Genomic DNA, 20,151 nt, shown 5'->3' with positions numbered 1-20,151 from the left:
TCAGCGCGACGGTCTGGATCAGTGCATTTTCAGGCGCGGCTTGACGAAGCGGTTTGCCTGCCCGATCAGGTAGAGCAGCATGGCCTTGGGCCAGCCGTGCAGGGCCGCCAGGTGCATGCGGTACAGCGAGCGGTAGGCGAGGCCGGCGAGGCGCCCTTCAATGGTGAAACTGCCTTTTACCAGTCCGCCCATCAGGCTGCCCACCGCATCGAACTTGGACAGCGAAACCAGTGAACCCCGGTCTTTGTAGGTAAACTGCTGCAGCGGTGCTTCCGGAGTTTCCACCAGGCTGATCAGATTGTCGCGCGCGGTCTTTGCCATCTGCTGCGCCGACTGGGCCCGCGGCGGTACCTTGTGCTCCTGTGCATCCAGGCAGCCGGCGCAATCGCCAAGGGCAAAAATATCCGGATCGCTCTTGCTGCGCAGGGTCGCTTCCACCTCGATCTGGTTCTGGCGGTTCAGCGTCAGACCGTCCAGTTGCTGGAGAAAATCCGGCGCCTTCACCCCTGCCGCCCACACACGGATATCCGCGGGAATCACTTCGCCGTCTTTGGTGGCAAAGCCTGTTGCCGTGGCTTCCGCCACCTGGGTACCGGTCAGTACGCGCACACCCAGGTTGCTGAGTTCCTTGGCGGAGCTGTTGCCGAGGCGCGGCGGCAGGGCCGGTAGCAGGTGCGGCCCGGCTTCGATCAATGTCACCTTGAGGTCGCCGTTCTTGATGCGCCCGTAATGGCCCATCTCGTGTACCGCGTCCACCAGTTCCGCCGCCAGTTCCACGCCGGTGGCGCCGCCGCCAACAATGGCAATCTCCACCTTGTCGCGCACGCGGTTTTCCAGCTGCAGGAAGCGGTCCAGCAGTTTGTTGTGGAATCTCTGCGCTTGCTCCGCGCTGTCGAGAAACAGGCAGTTGTCGCGCACCCCGGGGGTGTTGAAGTCATTGCTCTGGCTGCCCAGCGCAATTACCAGATAGTCGTATTCCAGTTCGCGCGTCGGCACCAGTGGTTTGCCGTCTTCGCCGCTAACTTCCGCGAGTTCGATGGTTTTCGCTGCACGGTTCAGTCCCTTCAGGCTGCCCAGCTCGAATTGGAAACCGTTGGCGCGGGCGTGCACCTGATAGTTGAGAGCATCGAGACTGGAATCCAGCGCGCCGGTGGCCACCTGATGCAGCAGCGGCTTCCAGATGTGGGTGCGGTTGCGGTCGATCAGGGTGACTTCCGCCGCGGGGGATTTATTGCGACGGTGAAAACGGTTGAAGGAGAAATGGCGCCCGAGGCTGGTGGCGAGCTGCAGCCCGCCGGCGCCGCCGCCGACAATGACGATTTTTTTCATGACAGAGATTCCTGTAGAGCTAAAAAAATTCTGTGCTCTTCCCGTCCGCTGCTGCGGCTCGCGCTCTGTAATGACCTTACGGTTCTGCTTTTTGACGTGTTCCGCTCGCGGCCTTCGGCTGAGCCGCGGATGTTAGCGGCGAATATTACCGCGCCGGCGGCATTTCGCAATCAAAGAATGGTTACAGGAGAAATGGTCTCCGTAGCAACCCGGCTCGGGCGGGGGCAGGGGATCCCGGTGAGGCGTATGGCGTCAGACCGGGGCGTTCAGAACGCAACAGGCGCTGGGAGTACTGCAAAAATTGCGCGATGAACACTGGCGCGACAGCTCACCGGTGACGGCTGGTCTTTACTGTAGGAGGTGCGCAGACCGTACTGAAATGCCATTTGCGCGCGAAACTTCCTGTGCGTCGAGCTTAGATGTCCACATCGCCAGAAAAAGAATCCGCCGAATTCAGAGGATCCCGCCGCCTGCTATGGCTGCTGGTATTCCTGTTGCTGTTAATTGGCGCGCTGAATTTCTTTGTTGCCACGTTACTGCCCGGCGCGGTGCAGCGCTGGCTACACGAGCGCGGCCTGGAAGCGCGGATCGAGCACATGGAAATCTCACTGCCAAGCCTGCGTGCGCACATGCGCGGTGTACAGGTGCGCAACAAATCCGACCGCGGTTTCCAGGTGGGTGAAGCCACGCTTGGACTCAGCTGGTTGCAACTGTTGCGTGGAAACATACACGTAAAACTGGTGGAGCTCGAAGACGCCTACATGGATCTCGAATCGGCGCCGGGCGAACGCGGGCGGGTGTGGGAGATCGGCGGCTGGCGCTTGCGCGAAGGGGAAGTGAAGCCCACTAACTGGCGGGTGGACCTGACTGCTGTCCGGGTGCGTAACGGCGTGGTCTGCTACCAGCACAAACCCCAGTGGGAAACCCCCACCTGCGTGCGTATGGGGCAGCTGGAGCTGGATGACTTTTTTGTCAGTGGCTTCCGCGAGGCGCAGGAGTCGTTGCGCTTTGCCATCGGTGCCGACGATCTCGCGTTGGATAACCTGCTCGCCTGGGACGAGCAGCCCCAAAAAACGTCGCCTGCATCCGCAGGCGCACGGGCCCAGGAACCGGGGGAGGGGGATATGTTCCGCACACCGGGAGAAAATCCCACGGTGGCACTGGTGCGGCTCAAGACCGATGCCATCCGCTTCGAGCGCCCGGGCAACCAGCTGACGATTGCGGAGGCCTTTGCGCGCAAATTTGCCGGCTGTCCGCCGGAGCGCTGGGCAGAGGCGGCGCCGGGATTGCGGCGCATCATCGGCCATTGCGGAAGCGCGCGGCGGCTGCAGATACGCGGCCCCACGAATTTCAGTTTTGGCAAACAGTCGGAAATCACCTGGCATCGTATCAATGGCCAGGAAGTGCGCCTGCGCTATAACAACCGCCGTCACCCCAACTGGCACGCGCAGTCCATCGCCATTAACGATTTCGACTTCCAGCGCGAGCAGAAATCCCTCAATTGGAAGAGTGCCGGTGCCAGCGGTTTCTCCTGGTGCCCGAGTGGCCTGCGCAGCGACAAGCATCACTACTGCGTGAATGCCGGCAGCCTGCGCCTGCCTCAGCCCACGCAGTTTGCATGGCGCGATGGCTTGCGCGTGACACTGGCGGAAGCGAGCCTGGATCAGGGCACTGTGCTGGATATGGAGGCACCGCGCCCGCACCCGAAGGCGCTCAACACCCATGGCCTGCGGCTCGGTGCCCTGACCTACGCAAACAACCGGCGCCGCCTGGAACTGGAACAGCTGGTGCTGGACGGCGCGGCGGGCTGTGTGCCCGGGGATCTGTGGGGACGCAACGATTACTGTGTGTCTGTAGCCGAGCTGAAACTGCCGGAAAATTTCGCGCTGCAGTTCCCGCGCCGCGTTGCCGCGGACAACCGGCCGGTGCAATCCTGGCAACTGGAGAGTGGGCCTCTGCAGCTGGCCAAATTCCAGATGCGCGAGGGCGACGCCACCGCCTTTCTACTCAGTCGATTCCACTGGGCGCGTGCGGAAATGGCGCCCGATGAGCGGCGCTATCTACTGGAGGATTTCGCGCTCGAACGCCTCGCGGGCTGTGTACCCGATGGCTGGCTGCCACAAAGGATATCTCCCCTGTGCGCGCGCCTGTGGAAACTGGCAGGGCGCGGCGATTTTATTCTCGACCTGAAGGAATCCCCCTATCTGGTGCTGGGTGAACTGCAACTGGCGAGCATGTTGCTGTCGGATCACCTGAGCGCGGACCCGGCGCAGCAGACCGGTCTCGCCCTCAACGAACTGCACACCGGCAATGGCTTCTTCCGCATGCGCCGCCAGGCACTGCAACCGGGGGAGTATTTCGCCAGCGGCGATGCCCACTGGTGGGGAGAGACGGAGCAGGTGCCAGCGGACGATACCGACGGCGCGGAGAAAGGCCAGTCGCCTGCGGAGCTGAAAGCCGCGCGCGCGGCGGCAGATGCCGCAGCCCGCGCCGCCATCGGCAAATCCCACCGTGTGCGCGAAACCGAACTGGAACTCGCCTCCCTGTCGCTTATCAGCCTGGATGGCTGTTTGCCCACATCGTGGCAAGTGCTGCTCGCCAGCGGCGGAGAGCGGCGCCCGGAATGTTTTGCGGTGCACCAGCTGCGCCAGCAGCAGCCGCTGCGGTTGACGCTGGAACAGCGCATCGACGGCAAAAGCGAAAGCAAAAAAGCCAGCGGTTTCCGCCTGGGGTTCAGCGCCGCGGAATTGACCCTCGCCAACGCGGATATCACCAGCGCCAGTGGCGAACCACTGCTCGAAGTGGCACAGCTCAAACTGCCGCAGGCGGATATCCGCCTGCAGTCCCCGCCGACGCGCGCGCGCCTGCAGTTGCCAGGTGCCGCGCTGGATAGGGCCGCCTTCTGCCTGAGCCCGGGGCGCTGCGTGGATGCGACGTCGCTGCGCACCGGCGCGCGCTTTGCGCTGGACTACGCACCCGGCCATTTCACTGCGGACCTCAATGATCTCGCGCTGGCGCACTTCTCCCTGAGCGGCGGCAAAAACCAGTTCACCGCGGAAATCGACCAGCTCGCTGGCAAGGCCCTGCAGGTCAGCCTTCCGCGCACGCCTGGCGCCCGCGCCGATTGGACATTGCAGCAGCTGCAGGCAGAAAAACTGGCGCTGTGCTGGCCTGAGACCGGCGACCCGGAGCGCAGGTTGCCGCGCTGCGCGCGCGCCGAAGGGCTGCAATCCGAAGGCGGTGGTATTGCCGCCACTCAGCTGACACTGCACCGCGCGTTGGACGACCCGGCACAGCTGACCCTGGGACGCCTGCGTATCGAAACGCTGGGGGTGGTGCAGCACGGCGCTGCGGGCAGTAATCCCGTGCAGCTGAACCTGCACAACCTGCGTCTCGACGCCATAAACGGCTGCGGTCTCAACGACTGGCTCGCGGCGGGTGGAAACACCAGTGCCCGCTGGGGCGGTTGCCTGTCGTCCGGGCAGTTGCACTTGAGTGGCGACAATCTGGTGCTTCTGGGCAGTGGCCAGACGGGTGCTGATCGCATCCGTCTTGGCCCGCTGCAGGCGGCCGACCTGAAACTGGTACCGGCGCGCGGGAAAACGCCAAGCTTGCGCCTCGCGCAACTTGAGTGGCGGTCCCTAGGCTGGCCCGGCGGCGCACGGTTGCGGGTGGAAGATCTGTTTGCCAGGGATTTATATGGGTGTCTGCCAGCGACCCCGGGCGAGATCAATCGCGACCCTGTCTGCGTCGCCATCGGTCAACTGCAGGTGGCCGGTCCACAAACCCTGGCATTGGGCGAAGCCCTGCGCCTCAACGGCCAGCTGCTGGTGGAGGATTTTGCCCTGAGTCAGGGGGAACGCCAGCGTCTCGCGTTCAACCGTTTAGGGTTGGACAGCCTGGCATTCTCCGCCGGGACCCTGGAGCTGCAGCAGGGGGAATTGTCGGGACTCAGCGGTTGCCTCAGCCCGATGAAACTGGGCGAGAAACCTCTAGCGCCGTGCTATGAAGTGGGCCGCATTACCGTTGCTGGCGAACACAAAGTGACGCTGGGCGATCTACCGCGCGGCGCATCACAGCGCTACTTTCGCGATGTCCGTATCGAAGGGTTGCGGATAACACAGGCAGACTACCCCGCAGGGCTGCCGGCGGACCTGCTGCAAATAGAAAACATCGAAGCGGCGCAGCTGGGGTTCGGCGCCCGAGAGCTGATTGGCGAAAACCTGCGGTTGAAGAATCTCAGCAGCTGTATCCCGGATGGCTACATCAATGGTGTTGACCATTGCGTCAACGCACAGGAACTGCTGACCACCGGTCACTTCAATTTTGCCGAGCGCAGACTGGAGTTGGCGCAGGCGCGCGTGGATCAACTGATTGTGCTGGGAAGAAAGGGCGACCGCCTGCTGGAAACCGGGTATGCCGATGCGCGTGCGCTCACCGTGGCCAAAGACGTAATTCGCCTGCTGTACCTGGAAATTGCCGACAGCAAGTTGTTTCGCCGCAGCGAGCGGGCGCAGGAGTTCGTCAATCATCAATGGAATACGGAAATCGAGCTGCTGCAGGTGAATCAGTTTGAATATTTTCCCGGAGATCGAATCCTCAATATCGACGCCATTGATATGATCCGGCCTCGCAGCATTCTGGCGCGCGGACGCGAGGGTGATTTCGGTGCCTGGGAACGCCTGCGCAGCGAAACGCCGCCACCCGGCCACCACAAATATGTACGCGGGGATATCGCAAGAAAAGCCAACCGGTTTCTCTACCGCATAAACCAGGTCACTGTGAACCGCGGGCGCTTCCTGTGGCTCGACAACGCCCGCGATCAGGAAGCCAAATTACCACTGCGCCGTATCAATCTTTTGCTGCGCGGGCTCAGCAATTATCACCAGGACCCGCCGGCACTGGTGATACTGAATGGGCGCCCGGGTGGCTTTAGTGAGATGCATCTGGCCGGGCAGATCAATCTGCTGGAGAACAACCACTGGGACGCGGGTTTGCTAGGCTATGTGGATGGCGCCAACCTGATTCCGGCAACCCCGTATATCGCCGCACTGCTCGGTTACAAGATCCTGCAGGGCCAGCTGGACGCGCTGGTGGACATCCGGGTAGACAACAACCAAGTCGATGCGCTGGCAAAAATGAAACTCGAGCGCATCCGGGTACGCCGGGTGCGCGACAGCGACCAGCTGAATGTGAAACGAAGCATCATACCGCTGAGCCTGGCTCTGGCACTACTGAAAGACGGTAACGGCGATGTGCGTTTCGAGATGCCGGTGTCCGGCGATCTCTATGATCCCAAGTTCAATTTCAGTTTCATTTTCAGCGAACTGTTGCAACGCGCCATTCTTGAAGCGCTGTTCGCCTACTTCACCCCGGTGGGTTTCTACAGCCTGGCGAAACTCGCGTGGGCCAGGTTCCGCGCCGTGAGTTTCTCCGACCTCGAGTTTGCACCGGGCAGCGATGTGCTGAGTGAATCGGCGAAAGCGAGCCTTAGCGGCATGATCGAAAAACTGCGCGATAACCCGCAAGCGCGCCCGGGTATCTGCGCCGTGGCAACCGCGCAGGATATGGAAGTTATGTTCCCCCTCGAAGTCAATGCCGCGCGCGCAAGCCGCGAGCAGCGCAGAGAGCTGTACCACAACCCGCCGCGGGGACTTCGCGAGGAGCTGCTGCAACTCGGCAATCGCCGCAGCCGCCACGTGCAGCGGTTTCTGATTGAAGCCGGACTCAATCAAGACGACTTTATCCAGTGCGCGCCGGACTTTATCGGCAGCGATTCCGGTGCGCCCAGAGTGGAATTTTCCAACTGAAGTGTGTCACGTCGCAATGCGGCGTAATAAAGAAACAACAGCGAGGCATTTATGGCAAGGAATCTCACCCAGCAGCTGATCGAGCAGCATCTCGTCAGCGGCCGCATGCAGGCGGGCGAAGCGGTTCACCTCAAAATCGACCAGACCCTGTGCCAGGACGCCACCGGTACCATGGTCATGCTGGAGTTTGAAGCGCTCGGATTGGAAAAGGTCAAAACCGAGCTGTCGGCCCAGTATGTGGATCACAACATGATCCAGGCGGACTTTAAGAACGCCGACGACCATCTATTCCTGCAGAGCGCTGCGCGCAAATGGGGATTGTGGTTTTCCCGCCCGGGCAACGGCATCAGCCACGCGGTGCACATGGCCTGTTTCGGTATACCAGGCAAAACCCTGCTGGGTTCCGACAGCCACACCTGCGCTGCGGGTTCCATGGGCATGTTGGCCATGGGCGCCGGCGGCCTGCAGGTGGCGCTCGCCATGGCGGGCATGCCGTTTTCCCTCACCATGCCGGAAATCATCGGTGTGGAAGTTACCGGCAAGTTGCCGCCCTGGGTGAGCGCCAAGGATGTGATTCTGGAAATGCTGCGCCGTTACGATGTAAAGGGCGGTGTGAATAAAATCTTCGAGTACTACGGCCCGGGGCTCGCCAACCTCACCGCCATGGACCGCCATGTAATCGCCAACATGGGCCAGGAAATGGGCGCGACCGCCAGTGTCTTCCCCGCGGATGAACAGGTGAAAAATTTTCTCCGCCAGCAGGGGCGCGAGCAGGATTATGTGGAAATGAAAGCGGAACAGGGTGCGGGTTATGATCGGCGCGACAGCCTGGATCTCTCCAAGTTGGAACCGCTGATCGCCTGCCCATCGAGCCCCGGCAAGGTAGTCACGGTGCGTTCGGTTGCCGGCAAACCGATCTATCAGAGCTATATTGGTTCTTCCGCCAATCCTGGCCTGCGGGACTTTGTGGTGCCGGCAAAAATGGTGGACGGGCGCCGCATATCCGAACAGGTATCGCTAGACATCAACCCGAGCAGCCGCCAGTTGCTGGAAGAAATCAGCCGCAACGGCGACCTGAACCGCCTGCTGCAGGCGGGCGCGCGCCTGCACCAGACCGGGTGCAACGGCTGCATTGGCATGGGGCAGGCGCCGGCCAGCGGCCGCATCAGCCTGCGCACGGTGCCGCGCAACTTTCCCGGCCGCTCCGGCACGCCGGAGGATCAGGTATACCTGTGCAGCCCGGAAACGGCCACCGCAAGTGCACTCAGCGGAACAATCACCGATCCGCGGGATATGGACATGGAGTACCCCGAATTTCACGAACCGGAAACACTCCAGGACATGCGCCCACTGATGCAGCCGCCGCGGGATTTTTCCAAAGAAGTACCGGTGGAAATCGAACTGGTAAAAGGCCCCAATATCCAGCCACTGCCCGAATTCGAAGCGCTGGCGGAAACCATCACCGGGCCGATTTTGTTGAAAGCCGGCAGCAATGTATCCACCGATGAAATTCTTCCCGCCGGCGCCGAGATATTGCCACTGCGCTCGAATATTCCCGCGATCAGCCACTATACCTTTTCCCGCATCGACGAGACGTTCTACCAGAGGGCAACACAACACGCTGGCGATAGCTTCGTCATCGGCGGGGAAAATTACGGCCAGGGTTCCAGCCGCGAACACGCCGCCATCGCACCGCGCTATCTTGGTGTGCGCGCCGTAATTGCCGTTTCCATGGCACGTATCCACCGCCGCAACCTGATCAACTTCGGCATAGTACCGTTGCTGTTCGCCAAACCGGAGGATCTGGCGCGATTAAATCAGGGCGATGTACTGGCGGTGAATGATTTTCCCGCGCAGCTGAAACAGGGGAATCAAATAGTGGTGCAGCTGGCCGGCGGTGAAATCCTGAAGGTGACCCACAACATGAGCGAGGAAGAGGTGTCCACCGTCATTGCCGGCGGCCTGATCAATCAAGTACGAAAAGAGCACCTTATTAATTAGCGGAGTCAGCGAATATGAGTAATCACGAAATAACGGCGTTACAGGAGCAGATCGGCGAACTCAAGAATAAACTGGCGGCGCTTCAGAAACAGTCCGCGGGCGAAGAAATTCCTGACTACACCTTCAAAACTCTGGATGGTGAAGTCCACCTGCGAGACCTGTTCGGCGAGCACGACACATTGCTTGTTATTCACAATATGGGGCAGGGCTGTCGTTACTGCACACTATGGGCGGATGGTTTCAATGGTCTGCTGCCGCACCTGGAATCGGCCATGTCGGTCGTGTTGGTTTCGAAAGATTCGCCGGAAGTACAACGCCTCTTCGCCAACAGTCGCGGCTGGCGCTTCCGCCTCGCAAGCCACGGGGGCGGTGACTATATCGAGCAGCAGAGCGTGATGGCGGGTGGCGGCAACATGCCGGGCGCCGTGGTTTACGAGCGCAAGGGCGAGAACGTCTTCCGCAAAAATGTCAGTGTGTTTGGCCCCGGTGACAATTACTGTGTCATGTGGGATCTGCTGAATATGGCGGGCCTAAACGGGGACTCGTGGACACCGCAATTCAATTACTGGCAGCGCCCCAAAAAAATGGATGACGGTGGGGAAAATCTCGTCGAATAGGGTCCGGCATCGAGCGGTATATCACCTGAGTGTGTATGCCTGAGTAGCGAACCTTGTATAATTACGCGCCAGAATTTCTAATGTCCCGCGCCTACAAACCGGGTGCGGGACATTAGTGCTGCATGCGCATTTTGCATAAAAAACAACCAAGAAGAACAAATAGATTTACAAGGGGTAAGATTTTGATTCGCAACCGGAACCTGCTCGTGGCCGCCCTGGCCACACTCATTTCGTCCACCACCGCTGCTCAGGAGATGAACACTTTTGAGCCGGTAGACAGTGTCTACCGCGGAAGCTGGACTTTCCATGGAGAGCTCTTCAACTTTGACAAGCAAGTGGCGCGTTACGAAGGCATATCTGACAGCGGTTATGGCCTGGGAGCCGGGTACAGTGGTGAAAAAGGGCTGTTCAATTTCAATGTCGGCCTGGGTGTGATCCTGATCGACGATAAAGACAAGTTCGACCAGCTTGTAGAAGACAATGATGGCGATGTCTCGACGAAGAGCTCTTCCATCAGTGCCGTTACTGCCAATATTGACGCCGGCATACAATACCCGGTAAGCAGAAATGGAAATTTTGTTCTCGGCCTGAATGTCGGGTTCCGGGAATTGGAAGCTGAACGGGAAATTTCCAACTGCAGAAACTGCTACACCGAAGGAGTGGGGCTTGGCGGCGAGACGTACTTCAAACCATTCGTCAAGATGACATTCAGTAATCGCTTCGACGGAACCCTGGCTCTGTACAGTTATACCGGTGACAAAGGACTGGATAATTCACTGCAGTTTAATTTTCACTGGAAAAGATAAGCCCTTCTTGTCGCCATCCTTCCAGCGTATTCTGTAGGAGAAGTGGCGCCGTGGACAGTTCACCCGGCGCCATATTTCAAGCTGAATAGTCTACAGAGAAGAACTTAAAAAAATAACAAAGAAAGTTCTAATGGCTTTATCGCCCCTCGTACTCACTCGCAACCTTAGCTGAGGTAAGAATTATGCATGTTAAATTACTAACTTCAGACGAAGACTTGAATGAGATCGGAAAGGTTCTTTTACAACTTCGACCTCAGTACGACCTGGAAAACCTCAAAGCCCAGATTAAATTGCAGCAAGAGTCTGGCTATAACCTTGCGTACGTTAAATCTGATGGGCATATTTTATGTGTGGCTGGATTTGTTATCGGTCAGAAACTAGCGTGGGGCAAACATATCTATATTGATGATCTGGTCACGGATGAAAATCATAGGTCTACAGGGGCCGGAACACTTTTGATGAATTGGCTGAAGGAGTACGCCAAGGAAATCGGCTGCGACCAAGTGCATCTTGACTCTGGCGTCCAGAGATTTTCGGCGCACAGGTTCTACCTGCGAGAACGATTCAGTATTGCCAGCCACCACTTCTCTATTACCGAGCTGTAACTCGGTGAACAAACGCCAGCAGTACCGCAAATCACAAGCGGTAATGGTCTTTATCTGAGCGAAGATAAAAAAGCGCGATGACCCGTTACGGCGACGAATTCGGTCACCGGTTCCGTCGCCTTTGTGACATATATTGCGTTTCCCTCCCCCCGCCTTGTTACCGATTGAAGAGCCCTGTGGGTTGCCCTAATCTGGGGCAGCCTCCGATGCTGTCTATTGTTTGACGCATAGAAGGTGACACGAAATGGCAAATAAATAGAAATACATATCCCAGTTAATTAAAAAATAATAGGACGGGAATCTATGAATAATTTTAATAAGAATGCAATTTCTTTCGCCGTAGCGGCTGCGATGTTGATCCCGGCAGGCCGGGCAATGGCGCAGTCTGATGACGAGAACCCCAATAGCGATCAACAGGTAATGGAAGAGGTGATCGCCACCGGTACCCGTAAAGCCGGGGTGCTACCCACCGAAACCCTGTCGCCGGTAGACGTGCTCGGCGGCGCCAATTTGGCTGAGCAGGGCAGCTTCGATCTCACCGACTCCCTTTCCAAAATCGCCCCCTCGTTCAACACCCAGCGCTTCCCCATTGCCGACGGCACCGCCTTTATCCGCCCCGTCACCCTGCGCAACCTTTCCCCGGACCAGACCCTGGTACTGGTCAACGGCACCCGCCGCCACCGCTCCGCACTGGTCAACCTGCAGCTGGCGCCGCTCGGCACCAACAACCAGGGCGCCCAGGCGGTAGATTTTTCCGCGATTCCCTCCGCCGCCATTGCCCGGGTGGAAGTACTGCGGGATGGCGCATCGGCTCAATACGGCTCCGATGCCATTGCCGGCGTAGTGAACGTGATCCTGAAAGACGACGCCGAGGGCGTAAGCCTGAGCGCGCAGACCGGTGAATACTTTGAGGGGGATGGCACCCGCACCAGCCTCGCCGCCAACGCCGGTTTCGGCCTGGGCGACAGGGGCTTTGTAAATGCCACGGTAGAGCACTCCACCGCGGATAAAACCTGGCGCGGCGCCGCGCGCCCGGATGCGGAGTTTGTCGGCTCCGTAGTGGGGATAGACCAAGTACCGCTGGATGGCCTCGGCCAGCGCTGGGGCGATCCGGACGTGGAGACCACCAAGCTGTTCATCAACACCGGCTACGACCTTAACGAAAGCGTCGAGCTCTACGGCAACTTCGGCTACTCCGATAACGCGACTATTTCCGACTTCTTCTACCGCGGCCCGGTACTGGACCCGGAACACGCGTTCGAAGCCCGCGCCACCCTGCAGGCAGACGCAGACGGCGACTTTATGCCAGACAACGCCCCGATGGATCTAGTCAACAGCATCCTCGGCCAAAACCTGAACCCCGCCGACTACCTGGTAGCCGACAGCAACAGCCCCAGCGGCTACGTACTGCGCAACCCGATTTATACCCAGTTCCCCGGCGGCTACAACCCGCAGTTCGGCGCCGATATTGTGGATATCTCCGCGGTGGTGGGTGCCCGCGGTGAACTGGCTTCCGGCATGACCTGGGACCTGCGCGCACGCACCGCCGAAAACGAAGTCACCTATGTACTGAAAGACTCCATCAACCCGAGCCTGGGTCTGCTTTCTCCCACCAGCTTCAACCCCGGCACCCTCACTCAGCAAGAGACCAGCGTGAACGCCGACTTCGTACAGCCCATCGAAGTCGCGGCACTGGCCACGCCGCTGAACCTCGCCTTCGGTGCCGAGTGGCGGGACGAGACCTACAAAATCGGCGCCGGTGATGAGGCCTCCATCGCAGTCGGCCCCACCGCAGCGATATTCGGCGTGGGTTCCGATGGCTTCCAGGGCTTCCCCACCGAAGCCGCGGGCAGCTACAGCAGCGAGAGTATGGCCGCCTACGTGGACCTGGAAGCGGACCTCAACGACCAGTTCACCGTCGGCGCCGCGCTGCGTTACGAGGACTACGACCTGTTCGGCTCCACCGCCAACTGGAAGCTCTCCGCCCGCTACGACGTCTCCGAGGCCTTTGCCCTGCGCGCCACCGCCAATACCGGCTTCCGCGCCCCCACCCCCGGGCAGGTAAACACCCTCAACGTCACCACCACCGCCAACCCCGACGGCAGCCTGACCCCCAGCGGCACCTACCCGGTAGACCACCCGGTGGCCCAGGTGCTGGGCGCCCAGGCCCTGAACCCGGAAGAGTCCACCAGCTTCACCCTGGGTGCCGTGATCAACCCGCTGCCGAACACCAGCATCACCATCGACTACTACAACATCGACATCGAAGACCGCCTCGCACTGCGCAACAACACCATCGGCGCGGATGAAGTGGCCCTCCTCACCAGCGCCGGTGTGGAAAATGCCGACCTGCTGCTGAACAGCAACGTCAACTACTTCACCAATGCCTTCGATTCCACCGTGCGCGGTATTGATCTCGCCGTCACCAGCGATTTCGACCTCGCCGGCGGCCTGCTGGTGGTGGACCTGCGGCATAACTTCAACGAACAGGAAGTCACCGACGTAGCCCCCAACACCGTCAACGCCACCCGCGTGTTCGACTTCGAAAACCAGGTACCCAACCAGCGCAGCACCCTCACGTTTGATTACGACACCGGCGGCATACTGCAGGGCTACCTGCGCTTCAACCGCTACGGCGATTGGCAATCCACCGGCGGCCAGCTGGAAGCCGACGGCAACGACACCTCCAACGCCACCCGCTACAGCGGCGAAATCCTCACCGACATCGAAGCCCGCTTCACCATCGCAGAAAACTACACCCTTGCCCTGGGCGGCGAGAATATTTTTGATGTGGAAGCCGATGAAGAGGGCAACGGCACCCTGCAGTTCCTCGGCGTACGCCAGTCCCTGACCTCACCGTTTGGGTTTAATGGTGGGTTTTGGTATTTGCGGGCCAGTGCGAATTTCTGATTGGCAATTAACCCGACCAATGAAAAGGCCACCCTTCGCGGTGGCCTTTTTTGTTGTGGAGATTACTTATGGAATAGCCCAATAGGGCTAATGCTGCTGATCAATTAACCGGTGTAATTGGGTGTAATGGATAAGCGAGACTGAAAACGTGACGTATGTAGCAATTTGTGGCTAGATAGTGGTTTGTAGCAGATATAGACACATCAATGGTCCGGGTGCATATATGGATATTTGGGGGCAGATGTAGACATCTTTGGCGGTTCCTATATATGCACATGCCCATGATCAAACTGTTAGGCAACGAAATTATGCCCACGATATTTGAAGCAAAAATGGATGGAAGTAATGCAGTAAGATACTTCCACATATCAATGGTGAGATTTTATCTTGACCAAGCATATGAAAATTGTCTGAAAGCAAAGGAGGATTGCCAAGAGGGTCTCCTTCTTGCCTCAAGCGTTATTGGAATTGTATTTTCCGCCATGTCTATAGAGTCATTCGTAAATGAAATATGTGAAGACGTTGTCTCCAAAGAAGATCTTAAGGATTTCATACATCTGAGAAAATCCTTTAGAAAAGAAAAGGGTGAGTCATCTGTAGCGGCGAAACTACGGATTTTGTTTAATATGAAATTTAATCAAAACTTACCTGATGAGTTAAGAGTCGGTATGGAAGAGGTAATTTCACTTAGAAATAATTTGGTTCACTACAAGCTAAGTGAAATGGCTGGCAAATATATATTACCGCCGGTAACAACAACCCCAACCTCAGATGGTCAATATATGCACACTATTGACTTTACTGTGAAGCCTGAGCGGGTGGAGCCTCCATTCATTCAAAAAGTAAGTGGCTCTGCGGCAGCAAATTGCTTCAATAGCGCTCTAGCTTTAATTAATGAATGGGGCAAACTGCATGGAGAAATGGATAGTGTTCCAGGGATGCAAAAAATTGCCTAACGAAGCAATCAGGCGCGGCGTTATGCAATAACGCCCCACGAGTCATAGACGTCTAAGGTGATATATGGTGAAAAGCCTACCGCCTATTCACAAGCTGCTGGAAGACGCTGATCGTCGTGGTGAGTTGATCCCTTGTCTTCTTTCGCATGAGAGTCGTATTCATAGGCAGGAATATGGCTCCTTGCTATGTCAGCTTCATAATTCCGGGAAAATCTCATTGGTTTCAGATAATAATCTTGCCGCCATTGAGCTACTTGCTCAGAACGATTTTTGGTCGGTCATACATTCTTTGGACCAAGCAATCCCCGAACTAGAGTGTTCATATCGAGATGTACTGAGATTAGTCCACACTCTTGTCAGCAAGGCTGGATCAGACGGTGCAGCAGGCATGCCGAATGTGTCTCTGGTTAAATGGTGCAAAGCTAATCCTGAAAAGGCTCAACTGATTTTCGAGGAGGCTAAATCTCTCGATACACTGTGCCTTTCACATTGTGTATTTGCGATCCAAGGACTTGGGAGCACAAAGCTTGCGTTCGAGTTGCTAGAGCACCCAGACAAAGGCGTTGCCGCGGTGGGGCTGTGCGCTCTAGGGAGGCTTGATATAGACGAAGAAGCAGTTGCTAAGCGTGTCATTGATGAGTGCTGCCGAGCCGTCGAGATGGATTACGGTCAAGACTTCAGGTCTTCCGCTATCGAAACCGCTTTCAAAATATGGGAAAAGCTTGGTCCGTCGGAACCATACCGGCAAAACGAGTTGCTTGAAGCCGTTATCAATGCAAATGAAGGTGATGAGTTAGTTCAGATGTCAGCTGCTCTGTTTTACTACCCCAAAGGCTTGGCGGCAGAGAGTATTGATCGGATTTTGGTGGCTTTAGCTGGAGAGGTTTCAAATCCCCAAGCAACCGTTCATTGGTTAGATCATGCCTTGCATTCCAATGAACAAAATTTCGATCTCGATAAAGTCATAGATATCTTCACCACACAAATCCCGAAGTTGGAGGACTCAATTAAGCCGAATTACCTTTACAATTTTTGTCAATGGATTTGGAGAGATTCAGGCAATTCTGCTCAGCTATTTTCTAGGTGGCTTACTAAAGGTCAGTTTGAACTATGTGAATTTCTCGCGAGCATGGTTGGAGAAAGCGGCAAGAAAAACGCGATTATTGATATCCCTAGGGCTATTCTACCGAATGAATTGGCCGATCAGATCTTCATGGCACGAAAGTGCGTTGGTTTTCTATGGTTTCATGAGGTTACTGCCGCGTCTATTCTATTGAGTATTGTCAAAAATGGAAAAAAGGGCGCACGAGAAGAGGCAGAGAAACTATTGTATGATCCATTATTGCTAAGCTACAGCGGTAATCTTCGTGATTTTCTTGAGGAGCAGGCTAAAAATCCATCACGGCGTATCTCCGACGGCATTGGGCGCCTTATAAAACATCATGACGCTTACCTCGCAGGTCTTCAACAAACAGAACATTTGGTCGAGTTTCTTCCCACGATTGCGCAACGCCGTGCCGCAGCGATGAAGGATCGCGAGCGTAATAAAGGCATCCAAGAACAAGCGCATAAAAATTCAATACTCTCCCAGCTGGTTTCTCGCCAAACGCTTCTTTACGGAAAGAAAACCTTTTCCGTTATTCATGGAGAGGGAGGAAAGAAGATCCCCAGCATAATGCCATTGTCTGAGTTTTCTTATAGTGCCGAACTCCCCAGACTTTCTGTAATTGACCCTGTGGGTTTTAATGAAATGCTCATGGTTTTTAGAATAGAGCAAAAGGTTTCGCGATGAAGATAATTTTGAAAGAGTATCTCGCATCGCTTAAGGAGCGTGGCGATTTAGATAAATCTGTTTTGCCAAACCTTCTATCGGAGATTGGGCTGCGCGTACTGAATACACCAATGATAGGGACAAGGCAGAATGGGGTAGATATAGCCGCGGTTGGAAAGGTCAAAGGTGAAGATAAGCATAGATATCTATATCTATTCTGCATCAAAGCGGGAAACATTTCGCGTAGCGATTGGTCAACGGGGATTCAGGCTGTACGTCCGGAACTGGATGAGATTAGAGATGTTTATCTAAGGAGCAATATAGCGCGAGAGTACGTAGACCTTCCGATCAAGATCTGTCTGTGCTGCGGAGGAGAGTTAGAGGAAACTGCTCTTATGAATTGGGCGGGATACACTGATCGGTACACGACGGAGAAAGTAAGCTACGAAGAGTGGAATGGAGATCGACTCGCTGATCTCATGATGCGATGTCTCTTAGCGCGTGAACTTTTGGAAGAGGAACCACGGAGGAACTTCCAAAAAGCTGTGGCAATGGTCAACGAGCCTGACGCTTGTTACGAGTACACGCGCGCCTTTCTCGGAAACCTACTACGAGAAGAGCCTGAATCCAAGAAAGATCAGCTTCTTAAATTGCGCCAATCCTTTATCTGTTTACACGCAGTGATAGCTTGGGCGATTGATGCTAAAAATTTAGAGAGCGCTTACAAGGTTTCCGAGATTGGCATGCTGTTTTGCTGGAATGCAATTCGAAAGCGAGACCAAAAGAAAAGGCCAACTAAACATGACAATGCTTTAATGTTTATTTTGAATCAGTTCCTGAAGCTGTATCTCATGGCATCGGAGATTTACTTTGAAAAAACAGCATACGCATACGGTGGCACGCCGCACGCACTCTCTGTAGCTGTACGATCACGGGAGTCTGTTGATGTTAATCTTGCGATGTTTGAACTCTTAGGAAGATTGGCGATACGTGGAATTTGGACCGATCTTTTTTTCAGGGGGTTACCAGATGCCGATCCGGAATTCTTGAAATCCTTAGCAGAAAGCACTAATCGCACACTGGATACAATGGTTTCCGTTATCAATTCTAATCCCACACTCAGCTCGCCGATTCGAGATGATCACATGATTGAAATTGCGTTAGTCATGTATCTTTCGCAGCTAACGCAGTCTGAGTCTCGCTTCCTGCCTTGGCTGAAATCCATTTCCCATAGAACAACTTTCGCTCTTATTACTAATTCCCAGTATCCTACATGTCTGAGCGAATACGCTGATCTAATAGAACATCCAGAAAGTTCAGAACAATCGTACCTTGATGAAGCATGTGTGGGGAGTATTTTATATCCCTATGTCTATTTTTGGATGCAGTACATGGCCAATGAGAAAGATACGGCGGAGTTCACGGAACGGCTAATGAAAAAGATACCGAACTGCACTCATCAAGCATGGTTTCCAGATGAAGATTCTGATGATCTCATTTGGTGCGGTGAGACATATCATGGAGTATGTGTGACCGATGTATCACCTCATAATGGCCATGAAGCATTGGTAGATACACTAAACAAGTCTATAGAGACTTGCACGGCTATAACTGAAATTAGCGCGGTTAAGGCTGGCCTGATTCCCATGTTCTTGACTGCTTGTAGGCACTACCGATTACCTATCCCTCCAAATTTCTGGTTTTTGTGTACGTAGGGAGAATTCACGATTTTGATTGGCTCGTTTTAATGCTTGGTAATATCAAAAGATTTCTGGCTGCATCGATTAAATACAAATGCATAACAAGTTGCTGCACTCGGATAAATTACTCGCTGCGCTCCTAATTTACCGGTGAGCAAGGCGTTAACATTCCAAAAAGGGAGGTCGAGTGCCCACAAACTTTTTTAAAACAGTAAACACCTATGGAGCGATGCTGAATAAACTCGCGACAGCAAACTTCTTTGTGGGACTAATTGCGTTCTACTTTATTACTACTCAATCTAGTGCTCTAAATGACATCGCAGCTCGATTCTCTTTAGATATCTCAGTTTCTGGCTTTAAAATTCCCGCAGGATTTCTGATGCCGCCATTAGTATTAGCAATTTTGTTTCGAATAATAAAATTGCATGACAGGATTTCTGATATTTTTAGGCTTCGTGCATTTTATGATTGGGAGTATGTTCTAAAGCCAATAAGGGATACTGTTGGATCCAGCCTAGACAAGAAGACTATATTGTCAAATCGAGGGCGTCTGATGTCCAAGGTCTTCTACAAATATGCTTCGAGCCGCTCTGACAATCCCGTTGTCGATAAACATTTAATAGAGATGGTTCTTGATCAGCTAACATGGTACTGGATGATAATTGAGTCCTCATTCATCGTGTTCTGCGTTTTCGGGATTTTGTTGTATTTGGAAGCTTTTGAGCACGCCCTAGTTGTACTCTACTTAGGGCTAGGTCTTGTTATTTTTTCGAAAGTTCTTCAAGGATCATGTTCTAAATATACGGTTCAAGAGGTGGACGTAATTCTAGATTCTGCTCCCAGAAAAAGAGAGATAAGGGAGCAGTTTGATGCACTACAAAATTAAAGGGCATAGTATAAAAAGTCATAATGCTGCAAAACCACATACACAAAGTTCAAAGCAAGTTATAGAAGAGCTAGAAGAAATAGTTGTAACTGGACAAATACTGGACCTGGGTTGTGGAAAGTTGCGCTATAGCGATTACCTTAATGAATTGTCTGAAAAAATTTGTTTTGCTGACTCAAGGGTTCAACTAGAGCGAATGCAGGTGATAAAAGGTATTCGCTGTTCTGTTCAAGAGTATGTGGCGAAAAATTACCCTTCAAGTAGATGTGTAGCGATTGAGGATATTCAAGAAGTAAGCGATCAGTTTAACTTCATTTTTTGCTCCAACGTTCTTTCCGCTATTCCTTGTGAGAAAACTCTAAATGCCACAATGTCAATTATTTACAACCTGCTGTCTGAAACGGGAAGAGCTCTAATTGTAAACCAGCATCGTAGCAGCTATTTTAAAAAATTCGAAATGGGTAGGCCACACCTTCACGGCTATTTGTACAAAGGTAATCGAGGATCTTCATATTACGGAATTATAGATAAGTCGACCATAGAAGACCTTTCTAGAAAGCATGGATTTTCTATAGAAGCTTTTTTAAAAGGTGATCGAACCTTCGCATACTTGACCAAAAATCCTAGTATCAAGTTTGAACCGCGACAATGACGACTATCTTCCATAGTACATTTCCTCTGGTGTTTTGTAGCCGAACCGCTTTCTGGGACGGCTATTTAATTTCATTGCAATAGCGTCACATTGTTGCTGTGTTATGTC

12 protein-coding genes and 1 pseudogene are annotated in these 20,151 nt (G+C 54.6%); 11 read left to right on the top strand and 2 right to left on the bottom strand.

The window, feature by feature from the left end; translation table 11 throughout:
• Window positions 1-18: 18 nt before the first annotated feature.
• Window positions 19-1,329 (bottom strand): NAD(P)/FAD-dependent oxidoreductase, encoded by a 1,311-nt coding sequence (locus FDY93_RS09620; RefSeq protein WP_138235537.1) that lies wholly within the window; start codon window positions 1,327-1,329, stop codon window positions 19-21.
• A gap of 419 nt (window positions 1,330-1,748) precedes the next feature.
• Between FDY93_RS09620 and FDY93_RS09615 the strand changes: the two genes are divergently transcribed.
• From FDY93_RS09615 to FDY93_RS09565, 11 genes are all read left to right on the top strand, one after another.
• A complete protein-coding gene (locus FDY93_RS09615; RefSeq protein WP_138235536.1) occupies window positions 1,749-7,139 on the top strand; it encodes a DUF748 domain-containing protein in 5,391 nt (1,796 codons plus the stop codon).
• Window positions 7,140-7,190: 51 nt separating this feature from the next.
• Complete coding sequence (locus tag FDY93_RS09610; RefSeq protein ID WP_138235535.1) at window positions 7,191-9,140, top strand: aconitate hydratase; 1,950 nt, start codon at window positions 7,191-7,193, stop codon at window positions 9,138-9,140.
• 14 nt (window positions 9,141-9,154) lie between these two features.
• A complete protein-coding gene (locus FDY93_RS09605) occupies window positions 9,155-9,757 on the top strand; it encodes a DUF899 family protein (protein WP_138235534.1) in 603 nt (200 codons plus the stop codon).
• 122 nt (window positions 9,758-9,879) lie between these two features.
• The gene (locus FDY93_RS09600) at window positions 9,880-10,563 is read left to right on the top strand and encodes a hypothetical protein (protein ID WP_138235533.1); all 684 of its coding nucleotides are present in this window, start codon (window positions 9,880-9,882) and stop codon (window positions 10,561-10,563) included.
• A gap of 182 nt (window positions 10,564-10,745) precedes the next feature.
• The gene (locus FDY93_RS09595; RefSeq protein ID WP_138235532.1) at window positions 10,746-11,168 is read left to right on the top strand and encodes a GNAT family N-acetyltransferase; all 423 of its coding nucleotides are present in this window, start codon (window positions 10,746-10,748) and stop codon (window positions 11,166-11,168) included.
• A gap of 303 nt (window positions 11,169-11,471) precedes the next feature.
• A complete protein-coding gene (locus tag FDY93_RS09590) occupies window positions 11,472-14,078 on the top strand; it encodes a TonB-dependent receptor plug domain-containing protein (RefSeq protein WP_138235531.1) in 2,607 nt (868 codons plus the stop codon).
• 281 nt (window positions 14,079-14,359) lie between these two features.
• Window positions 14,360-15,034: a hypothetical protein gene (locus FDY93_RS09585; RefSeq protein ID WP_138235530.1), complete on the top strand. Its 675-nt coding sequence runs from the start codon at window positions 14,360-14,362 to the stop codon at window positions 15,032-15,034.
• A 67-nt stretch (window positions 15,035-15,101) separates the two neighbouring features.
• Window positions 15,102-16,826, top strand: a complete 1,725-nt coding sequence (locus FDY93_RS09580) for a hypothetical protein (RefSeq protein WP_138235746.1) — start codon at window positions 15,102-15,104, stop codon at window positions 16,824-16,826.
• Window positions 16,823-18,520: a hypothetical protein gene (locus FDY93_RS09575; protein WP_138235529.1), complete on the top strand. Its 1,698-nt coding sequence runs from the start codon at window positions 16,823-16,825 to the stop codon at window positions 18,518-18,520. Before FDY93_RS09580 ends, FDY93_RS09575 begins: the two co-directional genes overlap by 4 nt.
• 172 nt (window positions 18,521-18,692) lie before the next feature.
• Window positions 18,693-19,391 (top strand): hypothetical protein, encoded by a 699-nt coding sequence (locus tag FDY93_RS09570; RefSeq protein WP_138235528.1) that lies wholly within the window; start codon window positions 18,693-18,695, stop codon window positions 19,389-19,391.
• A complete protein-coding gene (locus tag FDY93_RS09565; protein ID WP_138235527.1) occupies window positions 19,375-20,043 on the top strand; it encodes a methyltransferase domain-containing protein in 669 nt (222 codons plus the stop codon). The genes FDY93_RS09570 and FDY93_RS09565 overlap by 17 nt, the downstream gene beginning before the upstream one ends.
• Before the next feature lie 3 nt (window positions 20,044-20,046).
• Here the strand turns inward: FDY93_RS09565 and FDY93_RS19960 are convergent.
• Window positions 20,047-20,151 (bottom strand): annotated as a pseudogene (locus FDY93_RS19960) (IS30 family transposase); the annotation flags it as partial.

The sequence above is a fragment of the Microbulbifer harenosus genome (assembly GCF_005771435.1).
GTDB lineage: Bacteria > Pseudomonadota > Gammaproteobacteria > Pseudomonadales > Cellvibrionaceae > Microbulbifer > Microbulbifer harenosus.
The sequence above is the reverse complement of the archived record's forward strand: the minus strand, read 5'-3'. Positions and strand labels throughout refer to the sequence as shown.